Raw genomic sequence first — 15,299 nt, 5'->3', positions numbered from 1 at the left:
TTGACTTTTAGCAATTCGTTAGGTTTAAAGTAGTAGTTATTTTAGATTTTAGATATAAGACATTAGATTTTGGTGGGATATTAGACACTATAGATGTCTTTGAACCAGAAAAGGAAGGATTTAAAGATAAGCAGGAACAAGCACGATTATCATTTTCTCTTTAACGTTCGTCTGAACCAGGAAAGGAAGGATACAAAGATTATTAGGATCGTTGTTTAAACCAAAGGTTCAAAACAAATTTTTCCTTCCTAAACCAAAGTCCCAAACAACACTCTTGAATCTAAAACCTAACCTCTAAAACCAAAAAAGAGCGCTACTTCCGCAACGCTCTTATATCTGATATCTAATGTCTAATATCTAAACCACAATATTAATAATCTTACCTTTCACGAAGATAATCTTCTTAACAGGCTTTCCGTCGATATACTTCTGTACATCGGCATTCTCCTTAAGGATAGCCTCAACTGCAGATTGGTCAAGATCTAATGCAAGTGGAAGATTCATCTTCATTTTGCCATTGATCGAGACAGGATAAGCGAATTCACTCTCTACTAGGTACTCTGGGTTGAATTTAGGATATTCCGCATATGAGATTGTTCCAGGCGCGTTTCCTAATAAGCTCCAAAGTTCCTCGGTAATATGTGGTGCATAGGATTCCAAAACAATAATCAAGTCTTGAAGAATTTTACGCTTATTACATTTTAAATCCGTTAACTCATTCACACAGATCATGAATGCAGATACTGAGGTATTAAAAGAAAAACGCTCAATATCTTCCTCTACCTTTTTGATGATCTTATGTAATGCTTTATATTCCGCTTTGCTAGGCTCCTCATCCGAAACCTGGAAGTTACCTTCTGCATCATGGAACAAGCGCCATACCTTACGTAAAAATTTATATACCCCTTCTATCCCATTGGTATTCCATGGTTTAGCTTGCTCCAAAGGACCTAAAAACATCTCATACAAACGCAGCGTATCCGCACCATATTGACTAATGATATCATCTGGATTGACTACGTTGAATTTTGATTTCGACATCTTTTCTACTTCAGTACCGCAAATGTACTTGCCGTTTTCTAAGATAAACTCAGCCTTAGCAAAGTCAGGTCTAAATTCTTTGAACTTTTCTAAATCAAGTACATCGTTGTGAACAATATTTACATCCACATGCAATGGTACCGTGTTATACTGATCTTTTAAACCTAAAGACACAAATATATTCGTTCCGCGACCTTCATCATCTAATAAGCGATATACGAAGTTCGAACGTCCTTGAATCATGCCTTGGTTGATTAATTTCTTGAAGGGCTCCTCCTCATTGTGATAGCCCATGTCTTTCAAGAACTTATTCCAGAAGCGTGAGTACAATAAGTGACCCGTAGCATGCTCAGAACCACCAATATATAAGTCAACAGCTTTCCAATATTCTACGGCGTCCGGCGAAGCAAACTCATGCTCATTTTTAGGATCCATGTAACGGAACCAGTACCATGAAGAACCCGCCCAGCCTGGCATCGTACTCAATTCGTACTCGTATTCATCCTGATACTTCCAGCCCTCGGCGCGACCTAAAGGAGGCTCTCCAGTCTCCGTAGGCAAATACTTATCTACCTCAGGAAGCAATAATGGAAGTTCCTCTTCTTTGATCAAATAAGGAAGATTGTTTTTGAAATATACCGGAACCGGTTCCCCCCAATAACGCTGACGACCAAAAATCGCATCACGCATACGGAAGTTTATTTTCGCTTTTCCCAATTTTAAGGACTCTAAGCGTTCGATCAAGGCAGGTACTGCCTCTTGATACGTCATGCCATTGATAAAATCAGAATTGATGTATTTTCCATCCTTATTCGGATCCGCTGCTTCTGAAATATCTTGTGAATCAGAAATAGGGATGATAGGCAAGTTGAAATGCTTCGCAAATAGGTAATCACGTTGATCGCCCGATGGAACAGCCATAACAGCGCCCGTACCATAACTTGCTAATACATAGTCAGCAATCCATATTTGTACATCCTCACCGGTGATTGGATGCTTCGCATAAGAACCCGTAAATGCGCCAGATACGGTTTTCGCATCAGCCATACGATCTAGCTCCGATTTCTTCGAAGTCTTATCTATATATGATTCAACTTCAGAACGTTGTTCATCTGTAGTTAAAGAGGAAACTAACTCATGCTCGGGAGCTAAAACAACGAAGCTAACACCAAAAATGGTGTCAACACGTGTCGTGAACACTTCGATATTCTCATTTAGCTGAGGCACTGGGAATTTAACACTTGCCCCTACGGATTTACCGATCCAGTTACGTTGCATTTCCACCAATGGTTCCGGCCAATCGATGGTATCCAATCCTCTCAACAAACGGTCTGCATACGCAGTAATGCGCATAGACCATTGCATCATTTTCTTCTGCTCTACAGGAAACCCTCCACGCTCGGAAACTCCATTAATTACCTCATCGTTCGCCAACACCGTTCCTAAAGCCGGACACCAGTTCACGGTACTTTCACGCAAGTAAGCTAAACGGTATTTCAATAATTCCGTCTGTTGCTCCTCTTCAGAAAATGCATTCCATTCCTCTGCTGTAAAAGATAATACATCCTCATCGGACTCCGCAAATATGCCTTCAGAACCCTTAGTTTGAAAATGTTCCTTCAACGAAGCGATAGACTCCGCTTTGTCGCTTGTTTTATTGTACCAAGCATCGAAAGCTTGCATAAAAATCCATTGTGTCCAACGGTAATAGTCTGGATTGGAAGTGCGGACCTCGCGGCTCCAATCAAAAGAGAAACCAATATTATCTAATTGCTCACGATAGCGTTGGATATTTGTTTCTGTGGTAATCGCTGGATGTTGACCAGTCTGAATCGCATATTGTTCAGCAGGCAAACCGAAGGAATCATACCCCATCGGGTGCAGCACATTGAAACCTTTAAGGCGTTTATAACGTGAAAAAATATCTGAAGCAATGTAGCCAAGTGGGTGCCCTACGTGCAATCCCGCTCCGGAAGGATAAGGAAACATGTCAAGAACATAATATTTAGGCTTTTCTGTAGACTCCTCTGTTTTAAAGGTTTGATGGTCTGCCCAATACTTTTGCCACTTTTGCTCAATAGATTGATGATTATACTCCATGATTGTATGTAAGAAATATATAAGAGATGCGAAAATAGCGATTTTAGCCTAATAAAGCACAAAAGTTTTTTATTCTATACAATAAATTCTGATATTCGTTGTTAGAATTTAAGTGAAGGGAAATTATTCGTATCAGGGAATGCTTAATGCTTTTATTACATTAACTATTCTAGGTATGCCATGAATTATGTACTTTCGCATCAGTAAATTAAAACTACTATATGTCAGTGATCGAACAGGGTTCACCAAGAAAAAAAACAAAATCGGTATATGTTTCTACAGTAATCAGTATTGCACTCGTGCTATTGATGACTGGTCTTTTAGGATTAATACTCGTCCATGCCAAAAACCTCTCCCGTTACGTTAAAGAAAACATCGTATTAAATGTTATCGTGAATGATAATGTAAGCGAGGGTGATGTATTGACGCTACAGAAAGATTTAGAAAAAGACCCTTATGTACTTCGCTCGGAGTATGTGAGCAAGGAACTTGCGGCAAAGAATTTGAAAGAAGACCTAGGCGAAGACTTCGTTGAATACCTGGGGCACAACCCACTCCTTCCATCGGTTGATATCTACTTAAAGGAACAGTACGCGAATAGCGACAGCATTCAAACCTTTATTGATAAAGTAGGTAAAAACAGTCGTATTAAAGAGGTTGTCTACCAAGAATCCTTGATCGACATGGTGAACAAGAACATCCGTATCATCAGTATCGTTATTCTAGCTTTTACCGCTATTCTTTTGATTATCGCAGTGGCATTGATAAATAACACCATCCGATTAGCGATTTACTCGCAGCGCTTCTTGATTAAGAGTATGCAGCTTATTGGTGCAACTAAGAATTTCATCCGTCGTCCTTACATCATGTATGGAATTGCGCATGGACTGATCGGTTCTTTAATCGCGATTCTTCTTTTAGTGATCACCCTGCATTTTGCGCAAAAGCAAATCCCAGAATTAGTAATCCTACGCAACTGGTATGAGTTTGCTGTTATCTTCGTATTCGTTATTGCATTAGGAATTCTAATTGCCGCAGCGAGCACTTATTTTGCTGTTACGAAGTACTTACGTGCAAAATCAGCTAGTCTATACCGATAATATCAATTGTTAATCTTCATATAATGAGCCAAACAGTTAAGAAAAAAGTAAACAACACAGAAACTGCTAAAGGGCAGTTTGTATTCCAGAAAATAAACTATCAATTATTTATCCTTGCTATTGTTGTAGTAGCAATAGGTTTTATTTTAATGATGGGTACCGAAGATATCTATAGCTTTACCAAAATTACACTTGCTCCACTTGTGGTTGTATTGGGTTTTGCTTTAGGATTTGTAGCTATTCTTTATAAACCTAAAAACAACAAAGCAAACTAAAAAGGATGAATTATTTTGAAGCCATTATCCTTGCTATCGTTGAAGGATTAACCGAATACTTACCTATTTCGTCAACCGCCCATATGGGCTTTACTGCCGCCCTCATGGGGATGGAAGAAAGCGAATACTTAAAGATGTTCCAAGTGTCTATACAGTTTGGGGCCATTCTTTCCATTGTCGTGTTATACTGGAGGAAGTTTTTCGACCTGAAGAATCTAAATTTATACCTAAAGCTAGCAATCGCCGTGATACCAGCATTAGTATTAGGCAAGCTATTCGATGATAAAATCGAAGCTGTATTAGGCAATCAGGTTGCTATATCCGCGGTATTAGTATTAGGCGGTGTAATATTATTATTCGTTGACAAATGGTTCAAGAACCCGACAATTACAGATGAAAAGCAAATCCCTATCAAAAAAGCATTAATCATTGGTTTTTGGCAATGTTTAGCCATGATGCCCGGCACATCACGTTCTGCAGCATCCATCATTGGTGGTCTTACGCAGGGCTTAGATCGTAAAGCAGCAGCAGAGTTCTCTTTCTTCCTTGCTGTACCGACCATGCTCGCCGTGACGGTTTACTCCATCTTTGTAAAAACATGGGGTGAGGGAACTGCGCAAGCGCAAAAAGGCTATGAAATGATTATGGCAAGCAATGAGAATATCATCGTATTCATTATTGGAAATGTAGTCGCCTTCGTTGTAGCGATGATTGCCGTAAAAACATTTATCAGCGTATTGACCAAATACGGTTTTAAATTCTGGGGATGGTATAGAATCATCATTGGTATTTTTCTATTGGTATTCTTTTGGAACCAACAATAAAATTTAACAATTAAAATATACAGGATAGCCGCTAAATAGCGGCTATTGTTGTTTTGGTCTGTATAGGTCTGTATAAGTGCTTCCCAAGCTTGAAATGCTGAGCAAATCTGAATTTCTACCCTAACAATCACCGATCCTGACATACAAGCCACAATTAAATCAAATACATCCGAATAATATTCTTATTTTTGCAGAAAATTTAAAGTTTCCTAAACGAAAATTGTCATTATACGAATATCCAAATACGACAACAAACAATAAGATAGTCAGGAAGCTCATCAATAAACGGAATGGAGAACACGAGTAAGTTAAACGAGCATACGGATTTTAATTTTGCACAAGGAGAATTGTTGTTGATCGACAAACCCCTCACCTGGACAAGCTTCGACGTTGTCGGAAAATTAAGAAACAGCTTGAAACCATTAAAATTGAAAGTTGGCCATGCCGGAACACTCGACCCCTTAGCCACAGGTTTGTTGATTGTTTGTACCGGGAAAATGACCAAACAAATTGACACTTTTCAAGCCGAGGATAAGGAATATATCGGTACCTTTACTATTGGAGCGACCACACCGTCGTATGACCTTGAAACCGAAATCGAAAACACTTCAGATATCAGCCACATAAGCGAACAGCAAGTTCATGAAGTTGCGGCGACTTTTCTTGGCGAACAGGAACAGTATCCGCCGGCACACTCCGCAATTAAGATAGGTGGAGAACGCGTTTATGAGAAAGCTCGTCGTGGCGAAGAAGTTGAACTGAAGGCTAGAAAGGTAAGTATCTCCGCATTTGAAGTTGTCAATGTAGTGCTTCCCATCGTACATTTTAGGATAAGATGTAGCAAGGGCACATACATCCGATCCATTGCCAATGACTTTGGAGAGAAATTGGGCGTAGGAGCTCATCTATCCAGTCTGCGAAGAACAAAAAGTGGAGACTTCGACGTTAATAATGCATGGGAGCTGACCGAATTGATAGCGATCATTCAGAAAAACAAAAGCTTAGAATTACACAAATAAGAAGCATATATCATAACATGAAAATATATAGAAATCTGGACGAATTCGAACCATTGGATTTTGCCATTGTCACCATTGGCACATTCGATGGAGTTCACGTCGGCCACCAAAAGATTCTAAACAAAATAACGGAGTTAGCGAAGCATAACACCGGCGAAACGGTCCTATTGACCTTCTACCCTCACCCCCGTTTAATCATCAATCCTGACGACGATTCTTTACGTCTGATCAACGATATTGAAGAGAAGGTAGAACAGTTAGCTTTAGCAGGAATCGATCACCTTATTATTACGCCGTTCACACGAGACTTCTCTAATCAGACTCCGGAGGAATATATCTCCAATGTATTGGTCAATAAAATCGGCTGTAAAAAGATCGTTATTGGATATGACCATCACTTTGGAAAAGATCGTAAAGGAACCATTAAGGAGTTGATCCACTATGCGAGCATCTTTGATTATACGGTAGAGGAGATTCCAGAACAGGATATCGAGGATGTAGCAGTATCATCAACGAGAATTCGCGAGTCCCTGATCAAAGGTGATATCGACACAGCGAATAAATATTTAGGCTATCCTTTCGAATTAACAGGAACTGTTATCCGTGGCGATCAAATAGGTAGAGAAATAGGTTTCCCTACTGCGAACTTGCATATCCATGAAAGCCATAAGCTCATCCCTGCATACGGTATTTATGCCGTGGAAGTGGAAGTATACCCTAGAGCGGCGGATATCGGTACAGGCGAGTATTATCAGCCGGAACCCGAACGTATTGCGAAAGGAATGTGCTATATCGGCACAAGACCAACCGTTGATGGCATGAATAGAAAGATTGAAGTTAACCTGTTAGACTTTAACGATGATCTATACAGCAAGAGCCTACGCGTAAAATTCTTATCGTTTATTCGTCATGACCAATGGTTTGAAAGCTTAGATCTGATGAAAGATCAGATCAAGAAAGACGAAGACGCCATTCGAAACTATTTTCAACAAGTATAATAAATGAAAAAGCACCGGTTCTCTACCGATGCTTTTTTTTGCACATTAGAATAACTGCGTAGCGGAAAACTCAATCTTTATCGCAGCAAGGAATTCAGATATTCTTCTCCTATCGGACTGGCAACAGGATATTTCCCTTTATGTTCCTTTTTCATATCTGCATCTTCCTCCATCGCACTGCTTGCAGTAATAGGAGTCGTAAAGTAATCATTCGCTTTCTTTAGATGTTTATAATAAATATTAAACAGCGTATCGGATATATGTATGTCCTTGCCCGAGGAAATTCTTAAGACATATTGATTATCGACAATATCGACATTCGAATAGATTCGATAAATTACCGCTTTAATATTGCGCATTGCTTCATCAGGAATTGTTTTGATTCCCGTCGCATAGTCGATATCGTTAAAATATTTCATATCGACCTCAATATATTGATTGCTTTTCGCCAACAACGCTAAATCTTGTTGCTCAGGTTCGGAAGTTTGACATGCCATTAAAACCAAGATTAATGGCACATAAATTATGTTCTTAATATTTTTCATGCTAAAGTTTTTTAATAGTAACATTTGCAACTGGGGAAATCGACACAACATGATACCCATAACCTATTGGGGCATGGCCGAATTTAGAATCTAAAAATTCTCTTTTACTTAACGGAGCTATAATTCTATCTTTACCCATCTTTTCCTTTTTGAAAGGGATACTTTTTATCGACAGATGAACAGGTAAAATGTTATTATTAAACACACCGACCTTCAAGGTTTGACCGCTAAGAAAGACTATTCTCTTTTGAGTAGTTGGTGGTTTAATAAATGCATAGACCGTTTTTGCCTTTCTTTGCATTACTTTTATTTCTTCGCATTCCTTATCTATGCCAACCATAAAACCAGGCTTGCAAGTACAACCTGTATAACACCCACCCTCTTTATAAGGGATACAAAGCATAAAAATCGAATTCGGAGGACATGGAATGATTTGCGTTTTTGACTTATTCGGCAACATTGAAATTAGAATCAAAACAACAACTGCTCTTTTGTTAATAATTTTTCTCATAACTATTATAGATTGGTTACATATGTGAAATTAGATAACTTTATTCGAATGTGATACAATAAAAATATTAATTTTTACTTATTAGTAATATCAAATTTTCATAATGACATTTTATTTCCCCTAAAGACAGTCGAAACCTCATCTTTCCATTCTTTTGTTAACAAAAAAAATTCCGTAATAAATCATCGACTGTAACATGGGAACTGTTCAGGCTTCTCCTTTTGTATTGGGTTTCAAATTGGCTTAAAAGGGAACTAGTATTTAGTAGTAAGAATTTAGTATTAAGACCTAGGGCGTCTTATTAAGGATTGTTTATTTTGATTTGAGAGTAGATGGGAATTGCTGAAATTCTTTGTTTATTTTTTTTCAGCACTACCCTAAAAGAAAAAGAGGTTACCTGTAATAGATAACCTCTTTTTATATATCTCTCAAAACCATTAATTGTACCAATGTACACTCGTGTGGTGATGTCTTCCGTTATTGCCGCGATTGCCGTTATGTCCCTTCTTGCCTTTATATTTCTTCTGTTGTCCTGGAGCAAACTGTCTTGCAGATTTTTTACCGTAAATCTTTTTTGCTTGCCCTGGAGGCATTCCGTGTGGGTGATGTCTGTGGCTGTAACAAGACGCTGCCGTTAGAGCTAACATAACCACCATTATTAATCCAATTATCCGTTTCATAAGCATATGTTCTATTAATCTATTTGATGTTACCAAATATTCTGCCATTTATTGCAAGTATTCGGTAGATTCTTATTTTAATAGACATCCTAACCGCGAAAAGGATTAATCTTCTAGCAATTGATATAAAGCATGAATTTTCTCTTTTGGTAAAATCAAGTAGCCGTGCAACTGCATTGTTTGCTTATCCATTGCGCGCCCTTCCAACTTTACCTTTTGCCAGCGATCAAAGAATGGTAGCCAGCTAAAATGTCTGCTCACCGAAGGCGCTTTTGAATAGTTGAGATTAAAAACGAGTTTTGCTTTATCGAAACTAGCATCTGTAGAGCTTTCCTTTCCAGTGAACAAACTGATCAAATCAGCCTGGTTCGATTTATTGAATTTATAAAAAAGTTTCTCAGGCAGATATCCAAGCAGATGTGGAGATGCTTTTAAGCGTAACAACAGATTCGGAGCATCTATCTCCTGAAGCTGTACCACTTCTTTCATCTCGAAATTATCATCATATTCGTAGGAAACAATGCTCTCCTGCTGCTTAACATCTTGAGCGAGCCATTGTAAATCTACATATCCTCCATAATATTGATAAATGCTATCCACAGGCACATTCAAGCGATGCAATAAACTATCCTGCGCTTTTATCCATTCGCTTAAGTCGGCATCTAGATAAGCACTCACAACCGCGTTGGGTAAAGGTTTTAGTTGTTTTGGAGCTTCCGATAAACGCCATTTATCAGATTTCAGCAAGCCATCCACATGAACACTGCCATTTAGGAAGTCAAAGGTAAACCAGTTTTTCTCCGCATTTGACCAAAGAATATCACCCTTTCGATCTTCGCTATGTTCCTTTGACCAGTTTAGTGCATTTACCCAAGTGCTTTGGCTATCTTGTAGTAAAACTCTCAGCTTAGGCGCCTGATCAGTACTGTCTCTACCGATAGAAAACACTATTCGCTGATCGTTCATCAGTAAGGCGAAGTTTTTCTTTTGAAAATAGGAGAATCCACCCTCTACAGCGGTCGAAACTAAATCTAAATCAATCTGCATGTTCGATTTTAAAAATCGCTTAAACCGCCGCACATCGCTTATTCGTTGAACCGTGTAATAAAGATCATATTCTTCCTTATCCGAAAATAGAAATAAGGTAGATGGGATGGCGAGACCTGTCTCCCAAGCCTTCGGCTTCTTAACGCCTAAGCTATCACGCTTACCAAAGAAATAAGAATTCGGGTTACTGATTGCATTGCCCATTAGTTCTGATACCAAGCCATCAACATTTATCTGTATCAAAGCTTTGGTGTTCGATGGTATCAGGATATCCTTTGCCTTTGAAGCACGAATCTCTTTATAGATAAAAAGACTTATAGCTAGTACAGCTATAAGTCCAGTTAATATGATGAACGTCTTTTTTATCCACTTCATTTGCTTATTCTTCCAAATCTAAAGTCCAATTTTCGATTAAATTTACTAAAAATGATAATGCGTTTTTCTGTCCTTCAGGAAACTCGATCGCAAGCTCCCCCTGCATAGAATTGCCTTTGACTTTCGAACCAACCATATAGATATTTCCATATTTGGACAGTTCGTCTACGGATTTCTGCATCGAACGGTGTACCGGAATATCAAGGTCGGTTAACATCGCTGGTAACTTCGGCGTGTTAAATAAAGCTACGACTGGGTTTTTCTTTGCCAAATTGATGAAATCCTTATCACCCGTTGCTCTGAAAGAACCATCTTTAATAGCTTGTAACTTCGTTAGGTCATTGCCCATAAACACGATACCTTTGTCGATTAATAGATAAGGTTTTATCGTTTCACGAGAACCTACTTTGAACTCATATATTCCATCATGATCGATCAATCCTTCTTCGCGCAATCCGATTTTAATAATTTTTTCAAAGATGCTCACGTCATCAGAAGAGAACATCCATAGAAAATCAGGCACTGCTTCGGTCTTAGTACGTTCAACCTCGGTATAGTTATAATCCTCATCGTATTCATAGTCGGTATAGGTAATCTCCTTGTTTGTCACGCCGTTTAAAACAATCAGATTATCTCCTTTAAATACTTTCGCAATAGCTTTCTCATCCACAAGAATCTCGAAGGAAGTTGCGAATACATCAACGATTTCCGAATAGCGATTGTCGTTTTCTTCGCCAAACACACGTGTTGCAATTTTTGGAAGGTGCTTTAAATATGCTTCTGTATTAAGATTTAAAGTAAGAAATCCTAAAGCATTTTTATCTAAGTACTTATAGAACTTAGGATTGAACTTGTTTTGGTAGATTTCTTTATAATACTTGGCCATCGTCTTATCGAAGGTCAAGTCGCCTTTAAAGCTCAACTTATTACCTTCAATAACAGCCGCACCGCTCACAGACTTATAACCGTAGTCGAAGGCAGGGCGCATTCCTAAAGTGCTGTAGAGTATATCTGTCGGATAGTAATACTTATAAAAGTCTGTTATATGGTCCATTTCAAAACGGATCAACTCATTATCCTTGATGTTACGCAAGTTCTTCGACGCATGGCGTTCAATCTTGCCAGCGACAATGTCGTTTAGTTTTGAATCAACCCAACCGCTAACCAATACGTTTTTGATCGAATCATTATGATTTTCAATCTTACGATATTCTAAATAATAATCATCCTGATACTCGTCGCGTTCCAAAACGGAATCAACATAAGCATATTCATCTTCTTCAGTTTCTGCGTTTGCTGGTGGTGCCAGCATAACTTCGACTTCTTCAGCAGCTTCCTCAGCCGCTTCGGCAGCAGATTCTTCCTCTTCAGGATCCCAAGCCTCCCACTCTACTTCAGTTGTGTCTGCAGGAATTGCTGGCGGCCCCGGTATTTCAAATGGCTCAGCGACGGCATCCGCTTCCTGTTCCAATAAACCATAGCGCTGCTTAATATCATCTCTATTGAAATAATTATCCATAGCAACACCTCCTAGGATATAGATGGTATGGTTATCCCAACTGATACGTAGCGTTTTGTCCGAGCTATAGATAGTTGGTAAACCATTAACCTGTACTATTTCTTTCTCTTTTGGCAGCAGCGCTTCAAATTTAGCTTTATCAGATAGCGGGAACAAAGCACCCAAATATTGTACACTATCGGTCGTAATCGAATTGATATAGGCATTGGCGCGAATATCAATGCCCATCTCCTGGATATCTTTCGTACTTAACGGATTGTTTTTACCCATCACATTCTTGAAGAATCCTGTGCGTGTCAATATGCGGTTAACTTGTTCGGCATCGACGTGTTTAAAGAATGCTTTACCATTGATTGCGAGAACGAAGTTTGATTCTCCAGGAACTTTATCGATCAAATCTTGAGAAAAAACTGGGCTTGCCAAACCAATTGCCCCAGCAATCAATGCCATCTTTAATTTATTCATATGTAATTCTTGTTAAATTTTATCTACTATTATTGTAATACGATGCTGTTTGCCAAATTTACCTGTCCAGAGATAAGGCTAGGAATGCTTGTTTTTAGCATAACAGCTCTCTTATTTGGCGATACTTTAGCAACATTGCTTGCTTGCTTTGCCACCGATGCATCAAAGCGGTAAATACTGGTATAAAATGCTTGGTCGAATGACTTTCGATTTTCTGTTTGAAGTTTTGCGAACTCTTTTTTTGCTTCTGCACTATGCTTATAGCTTCGAATAAAGGTTTTAGTTTTCGTATCATAAGCATAACTTGTATTCTCGTTAAAACGAGATTTAAAATGAGCACCTAAGGTTTTGGTATAGGCGTTCAACGCTTGCACATTCTGAAAATCGCAGGATATGCTAGCGATATAATTAGTGAAGTCCAAACGATAATTCACGTTTGAAATACCTTTTGTGTTCTTCAGTAGATTGACCATGGTATTCATCTCTTTTCGGATTTCTGACTCCGACGGGATTTTAAAGCCATCTATTTTGTCCAACTTCATCAACGAAGCGGCTTTAGTTTTGCTTTTGCTCAGGTTCAAGGTTCCTTTTATGGTTCCCGAACCGTTTGCTTTCATATCAATTTCTTCGACGATGTCAAAACAAGAACTGAGGCTAAAGCATGAAACAAATAATAATAATCCGACTAGTAATTTTTTCATAGAATTTCAATCAAAACGAAAGTACAAACATTTAAATAATGTATAAATCACTGTTTTCAGTGAATTTTTAAACTTAGCCATAAAATTGTGAATTAAATCTCTCATAGTTGACATATTTATATAATCTAAATAGAGAAATGCGATATTTTTACCCGATTAGCTAAATAAACCATCGGTATGTAGTAAGTCTACTACATTTTTTTTCAGTATCCGAACGCCATGTAGCCGAAACCCTACTATATCTAAAACAGAGGATGACGCAATAATTTTGTTTTAATTAATTTGATACTTTTATCCGATAACAATAAATTATTGTTTAAAACAAACCAATTGGTGTTATCACCAACAGTTTAGATTTACCATGGAATTTATAAAACCTGTTTTAGTTTTTAGGTTGAATATAAAGTATAAATACATATGCAGGCAATACTAGCCCCTTAATGGAGACCATACGACCATCCTTATAAATACTCCACTGAACATTGAATATAAAACCCGGAGATGCCATCTCCATTTAAATAATAACTATAATGAAATATTTCGTAAAAAACGGAAATGAGTACAAGATGAAACCACAGTGGGGAATTTACAGCACGATCGTTGGTTTTTTCGCACTATTAACCATCCTAAGTTTCACCAAAGCACCGGATTCTTCTTTGTATTGCTGGCTATTGGGGATGACCATCTTCCTGATTATTTCTTTTCTCAGAAGATGCTTTATTATTGACCTCAATCAGAAACACATCAAGGTTCGGAACGGGCTGTTCGGAATCGGCCACACGATTCTCTTAGACAATCTCGTGGGATTGACGGTGCATGAGATAAAACAAGTGGGTTTTATCACGACGAATGTAAGCCTGATAGCACGATTCGTCAATCAGAAAGGTAAGTACCGCGAAACACAACTTGTACAGGCGCTTTCGAAGAAAAAAATTCAAAATATTTTGAACGAAATTGAGGAAATATTAGGCAATGAGCATCAGGGATAAAGTAAATTTCGAAAAGCAAATTGATTCCATCTCTTTACAACCAAACAGAGGCATCAAAAATAACCTTTATTGGTCTGCCATAACTGGTTTTGTTGCATTAGTCGCAGCAACCGTATTTTGGCAACAAATCGGGGTCGGCGGACGTCTAGTGTGTTTTGCCATAATTGCTTATGTTATCATTTTTGGAATTATAGATATTACCTTTCGCCTAAACGTGCGATATATTTTTGATAAAGCCAGCCACGCTGTATATAAAGAAAACTCCATTTTTGGAAAGAGGAAAATTATGAATTTTGAGGAAGCCACAATTTTTCAGAGCTCAGAAATCGGCGAATGGCACTATACTTTGGGTATCAAAAAGAAACAGTTTTTGAAAAGCTATACAATTAGTCCGTCTTTCTTCGCCAATAAAGCTTCTGAAAGAGAAGCGGAAGAATACGACAGGGAGATTTTAGCACCGCTACTTGCCCTTATAGGCGAAGAAAACGATGTTTTATCAAATTATAACCAGTCAACAGGAATGAACAATTACACAAACATGTGATTAAATAAAAAGTCGTTTTCTGTTGCCAGACCGTCAGAGATGAAAGTCTTCAACTGCCATTGAAAACCGGCAGATTTAGAAAAAACCGGGAGAGTTCGCTCTCCCGGCCCTTAATGTATAACGTTAGGAACATCCCATTAAATCACTTATTATGAGTTAACAGGAGATTGCTTCGTGTCGATCGATCTGTGTCTGCTAATACTCGTATTTCTCAACCGATTTAATCTGGTTATTTCCCTCGGTGAAGACTAAAGTTGGCTGATATGATTCTGCTTCTTCGGGACTTAAATTGATAAATGAAAGGATATGCACGGTATCTCCTACTTTAGCATGTAGGGCGGCTCCGCCATTCATACAAACCTCACCCGAACCGCGCTTGCCAGGTAAAACATACGTCATGATTCGACTTCCATTAACGGCATTATTAATATAAACTTGCTCGTATTTTAAGATGCCGGCGGCATCTAATAAATCAGCGTCAATGGTGATAGAACCATTGTATGTAACATTTGCTTCTGTTACTTTAACTGTATGAATCTTTGCTTTTAATAGGATAACTTCCATGG

At 38.3% G+C, this 15,299-nt stretch carries 15 protein-coding genes; 7 read left to right on the top strand and 8 right to left on the bottom strand.

Going from position 1 to position 15,299, the window contains the following annotated elements; all coding sequences use genetic code 11:
- Positions 1-357 precede the first annotated feature (357 nt).
- Positions 358-3,141, bottom strand: a complete 2,784-nt coding sequence (gene leuS / locus QYC40_RS06700) for a leucine--tRNA ligase (protein WP_301993143.1) — start codon at positions 3,139-3,141, stop codon at positions 358-360.
- Between the two features lie 221 nt (positions 3,142-3,362).
- Between leuS and QYC40_RS06695 the strand changes: the two genes are divergently transcribed.
- From QYC40_RS06695 to QYC40_RS06675, 5 genes are all read left to right on the top strand, one after another.
- The gene (locus QYC40_RS06695) at positions 3,363-4,241 is read left to right on the top strand and encodes an ABC transporter permease (RefSeq protein ID WP_260045287.1); all 879 of its coding nucleotides are present in this window, start codon (positions 3,363-3,365) and stop codon (positions 4,239-4,241) included.
- Positions 4,242-4,264: 23 nt separating this feature from the next.
- Positions 4,265-4,516: a DUF3098 domain-containing protein gene (locus tag QYC40_RS06690; protein WP_301993142.1), complete on the top strand. Its 252-nt coding sequence runs from the start codon at positions 4,265-4,267 to the stop codon at positions 4,514-4,516.
- Between the two features lie 5 nt (positions 4,517-4,521).
- Positions 4,522-5,340, top strand: coding sequence for an undecaprenyl-diphosphate phosphatase (locus QYC40_RS06685; protein ID WP_149526032.1), 819 nt, complete (start codon positions 4,522-4,524; stop codon positions 5,338-5,340).
- 290 nt (positions 5,341-5,630) lie between these two features.
- Positions 5,631-6,359: a tRNA pseudouridine(55) synthase TruB gene (gene truB / locus QYC40_RS06680; RefSeq protein ID WP_301993140.1), complete on the top strand. Its 729-nt coding sequence runs from the start codon at positions 5,631-5,633 to the stop codon at positions 6,357-6,359.
- A 17-nt stretch (positions 6,360-6,376) separates the two neighbouring features.
- The gene (locus QYC40_RS06675) at positions 6,377-7,357 is read left to right on the top strand and encodes a bifunctional riboflavin kinase/FAD synthetase (protein ID WP_301993139.1); all 981 of its coding nucleotides are present in this window, start codon (positions 6,377-6,379) and stop codon (positions 7,355-7,357) included.
- 77 nt (positions 7,358-7,434) lie between these two features.
- Here the strand turns inward: QYC40_RS06675 and QYC40_RS06670 are convergent, their stop codons facing one another.
- From QYC40_RS06670 to QYC40_RS06645, 6 genes are all read right to left on the bottom strand, one after another.
- The gene (locus QYC40_RS06670) at positions 7,435-7,902 is read right to left on the bottom strand and encodes a hypothetical protein (protein ID WP_301993138.1); all 468 of its coding nucleotides are present in this window, start codon (positions 7,900-7,902) and stop codon (positions 7,435-7,437) included.
- A 1-nt stretch (position 7,903) separates the two neighbouring features.
- Complete coding sequence (locus QYC40_RS06665) at positions 7,904-8,413, bottom strand: hypothetical protein (protein ID WP_301993136.1); 510 nt, start codon at positions 8,411-8,413, stop codon at positions 7,904-7,906.
- Positions 8,414-8,850: 437 nt separating this feature from the next.
- Positions 8,851-9,093: a quinol oxidase subunit 4 gene (locus tag QYC40_RS06660; protein ID WP_301993134.1), complete on the bottom strand. Its 243-nt coding sequence runs from the start codon at positions 9,091-9,093 to the stop codon at positions 8,851-8,853.
- A 105-nt stretch (positions 9,094-9,198) separates the two neighbouring features.
- Positions 9,199-10,515, bottom strand: a complete 1,317-nt coding sequence (locus QYC40_RS06655) for a hypothetical protein (RefSeq protein WP_301993133.1) — start codon at positions 10,513-10,515, stop codon at positions 9,199-9,201.
- A 4-nt stretch (positions 10,516-10,519) separates the two neighbouring features.
- On the bottom strand, positions 10,520-12,499 hold the full coding sequence (locus tag QYC40_RS06650) for a hypothetical protein (protein WP_301993131.1): 1,980 nt from the start codon (positions 12,497-12,499) through the stop codon (positions 10,520-10,522).
- Positions 12,500-12,528: 29 nt separating this feature from the next.
- Positions 12,529-13,200, bottom strand: a complete 672-nt coding sequence (locus QYC40_RS06645) for a hypothetical protein (protein ID WP_301993129.1) — start codon at positions 13,198-13,200, stop codon at positions 12,529-12,531.
- Positions 13,201-13,730: 530 nt separating this feature from the next.
- On the opposite strand from QYC40_RS06645, the gene QYC40_RS06640 reads away from it, so the two are divergent.
- Together QYC40_RS06640 and QYC40_RS06635 are read left to right on the top strand one after the other, a co-directional pair.
- Positions 13,731-14,189 carry a hypothetical protein gene (locus QYC40_RS06640; protein ID WP_301993128.1) on the top strand — a complete coding sequence of 153 codons (459 nt, stop codon included), beginning with the start codon at positions 13,731-13,733 and terminating at the stop codon, positions 14,187-14,189.
- Positions 14,173-14,733, top strand: a complete 561-nt coding sequence (locus tag QYC40_RS06635) for a hypothetical protein (protein WP_301993127.1) — start codon at positions 14,173-14,175, stop codon at positions 14,731-14,733. Before QYC40_RS06640 ends, QYC40_RS06635 begins: the two co-directional genes overlap by 17 nt.
- 195 nt (positions 14,734-14,928) lie before the next feature.
- Here QYC40_RS06635 and panD read toward each other — a convergent pair whose 3' ends face one another.
- Positions 14,929-15,297, bottom strand: a complete 369-nt coding sequence (panD, locus tag QYC40_RS06630; RefSeq protein ID WP_301993126.1) for an aspartate 1-decarboxylase — start codon at positions 15,295-15,297, stop codon at positions 14,929-14,931.
- Positions 15,298-15,299 lie beyond the last annotated feature (2 nt).

Origin of the sequence: Sphingobacterium sp. BN32 (genome assembly GCF_030503615.1) — a bacterium.
GTDB lineage: Bacteria > Bacteroidota > Bacteroidia > Sphingobacteriales > Sphingobacteriaceae > Sphingobacterium.
The sequence above is the reverse complement of the archived record's forward strand: the minus strand, read 5'-3'. Positions and strand labels throughout refer to the sequence as shown.

Bases quoted from the DNA above. Each gene is read 5' to 3' on its own strand.
- leuS (WP_301993143.1), bottom strand. From the start codon at position 3,141: ATGGAGTATAATCATCAATCTATTGAGCAAAAGTGGCAAAAGTATTGG.
- QYC40_RS06695 (WP_260045287.1), top strand. From the start codon at position 3,363: ATGTCAGTGATCGAACAGGGTTCACCAAGAAAAAAAACAAAATCGGTA.
- QYC40_RS06690 (WP_301993142.1), top strand. From the start codon at position 4,265: ATGAGCCAAACAGTTAAGAAAAAAGTAAACAACACAGAAACTGCTAAA.
- QYC40_RS06685 (WP_149526032.1), top strand. From the start codon at position 4,522: ATGAATTATTTTGAAGCCATTATCCTTGCTATCGTTGAAGGATTAACC.
- truB (WP_301993140.1), top strand. From the start codon at position 5,631: ATGGAGAACACGAGTAAGTTAAACGAGCATACGGATTTTAATTTTGCA.
- QYC40_RS06675 (WP_301993139.1), top strand. From the start codon at position 6,377: ATGAAAATATATAGAAATCTGGACGAATTCGAACCATTGGATTTTGCC.
- QYC40_RS06670 (WP_301993138.1), bottom strand. From the start codon at position 7,902: ATGAAAAATATTAAGAACATAATTTATGTGCCATTAATCTTGGTTTTA.
- QYC40_RS06665 (WP_301993136.1), bottom strand. From the start codon at position 8,413: ATGAGAAAAATTATTAACAAAAGAGCAGTTGTTGTTTTGATTCTAATT.
- QYC40_RS06660 (WP_301993134.1), bottom strand. From the start codon at position 9,093: ATGAAACGGATAATTGGATTAATAATGGTGGTTATGTTAGCTCTAACG.
- QYC40_RS06655 (WP_301993133.1), bottom strand. From the start codon at position 10,515: ATGAAGTGGATAAAAAAGACGTTCATCATATTAACTGGACTTATAGCT.
- QYC40_RS06650 (WP_301993131.1), bottom strand. From the start codon at position 12,499: ATGAATAAATTAAAGATGGCATTGATTGCTGGGGCAATTGGTTTGGCA.
- QYC40_RS06645 (WP_301993129.1), bottom strand. From the start codon at position 13,200: ATGAAAAAATTACTAGTCGGATTATTATTATTTGTTTCATGCTTTAGC.
- QYC40_RS06640 (WP_301993128.1), top strand. From the start codon at position 13,731: ATGAAATATTTCGTAAAAAACGGAAATGAGTACAAGATGAAACCACAG.
- QYC40_RS06635 (WP_301993127.1), top strand. From the start codon at position 14,173: ATGAGCATCAGGGATAAAGTAAATTTCGAAAAGCAAATTGATTCCATC.
- panD (WP_301993126.1), bottom strand. From the start codon at position 15,297: ATGGAAGTTATCCTATTAAAAGCAAAGATTCATACAGTTAAAGTAACA.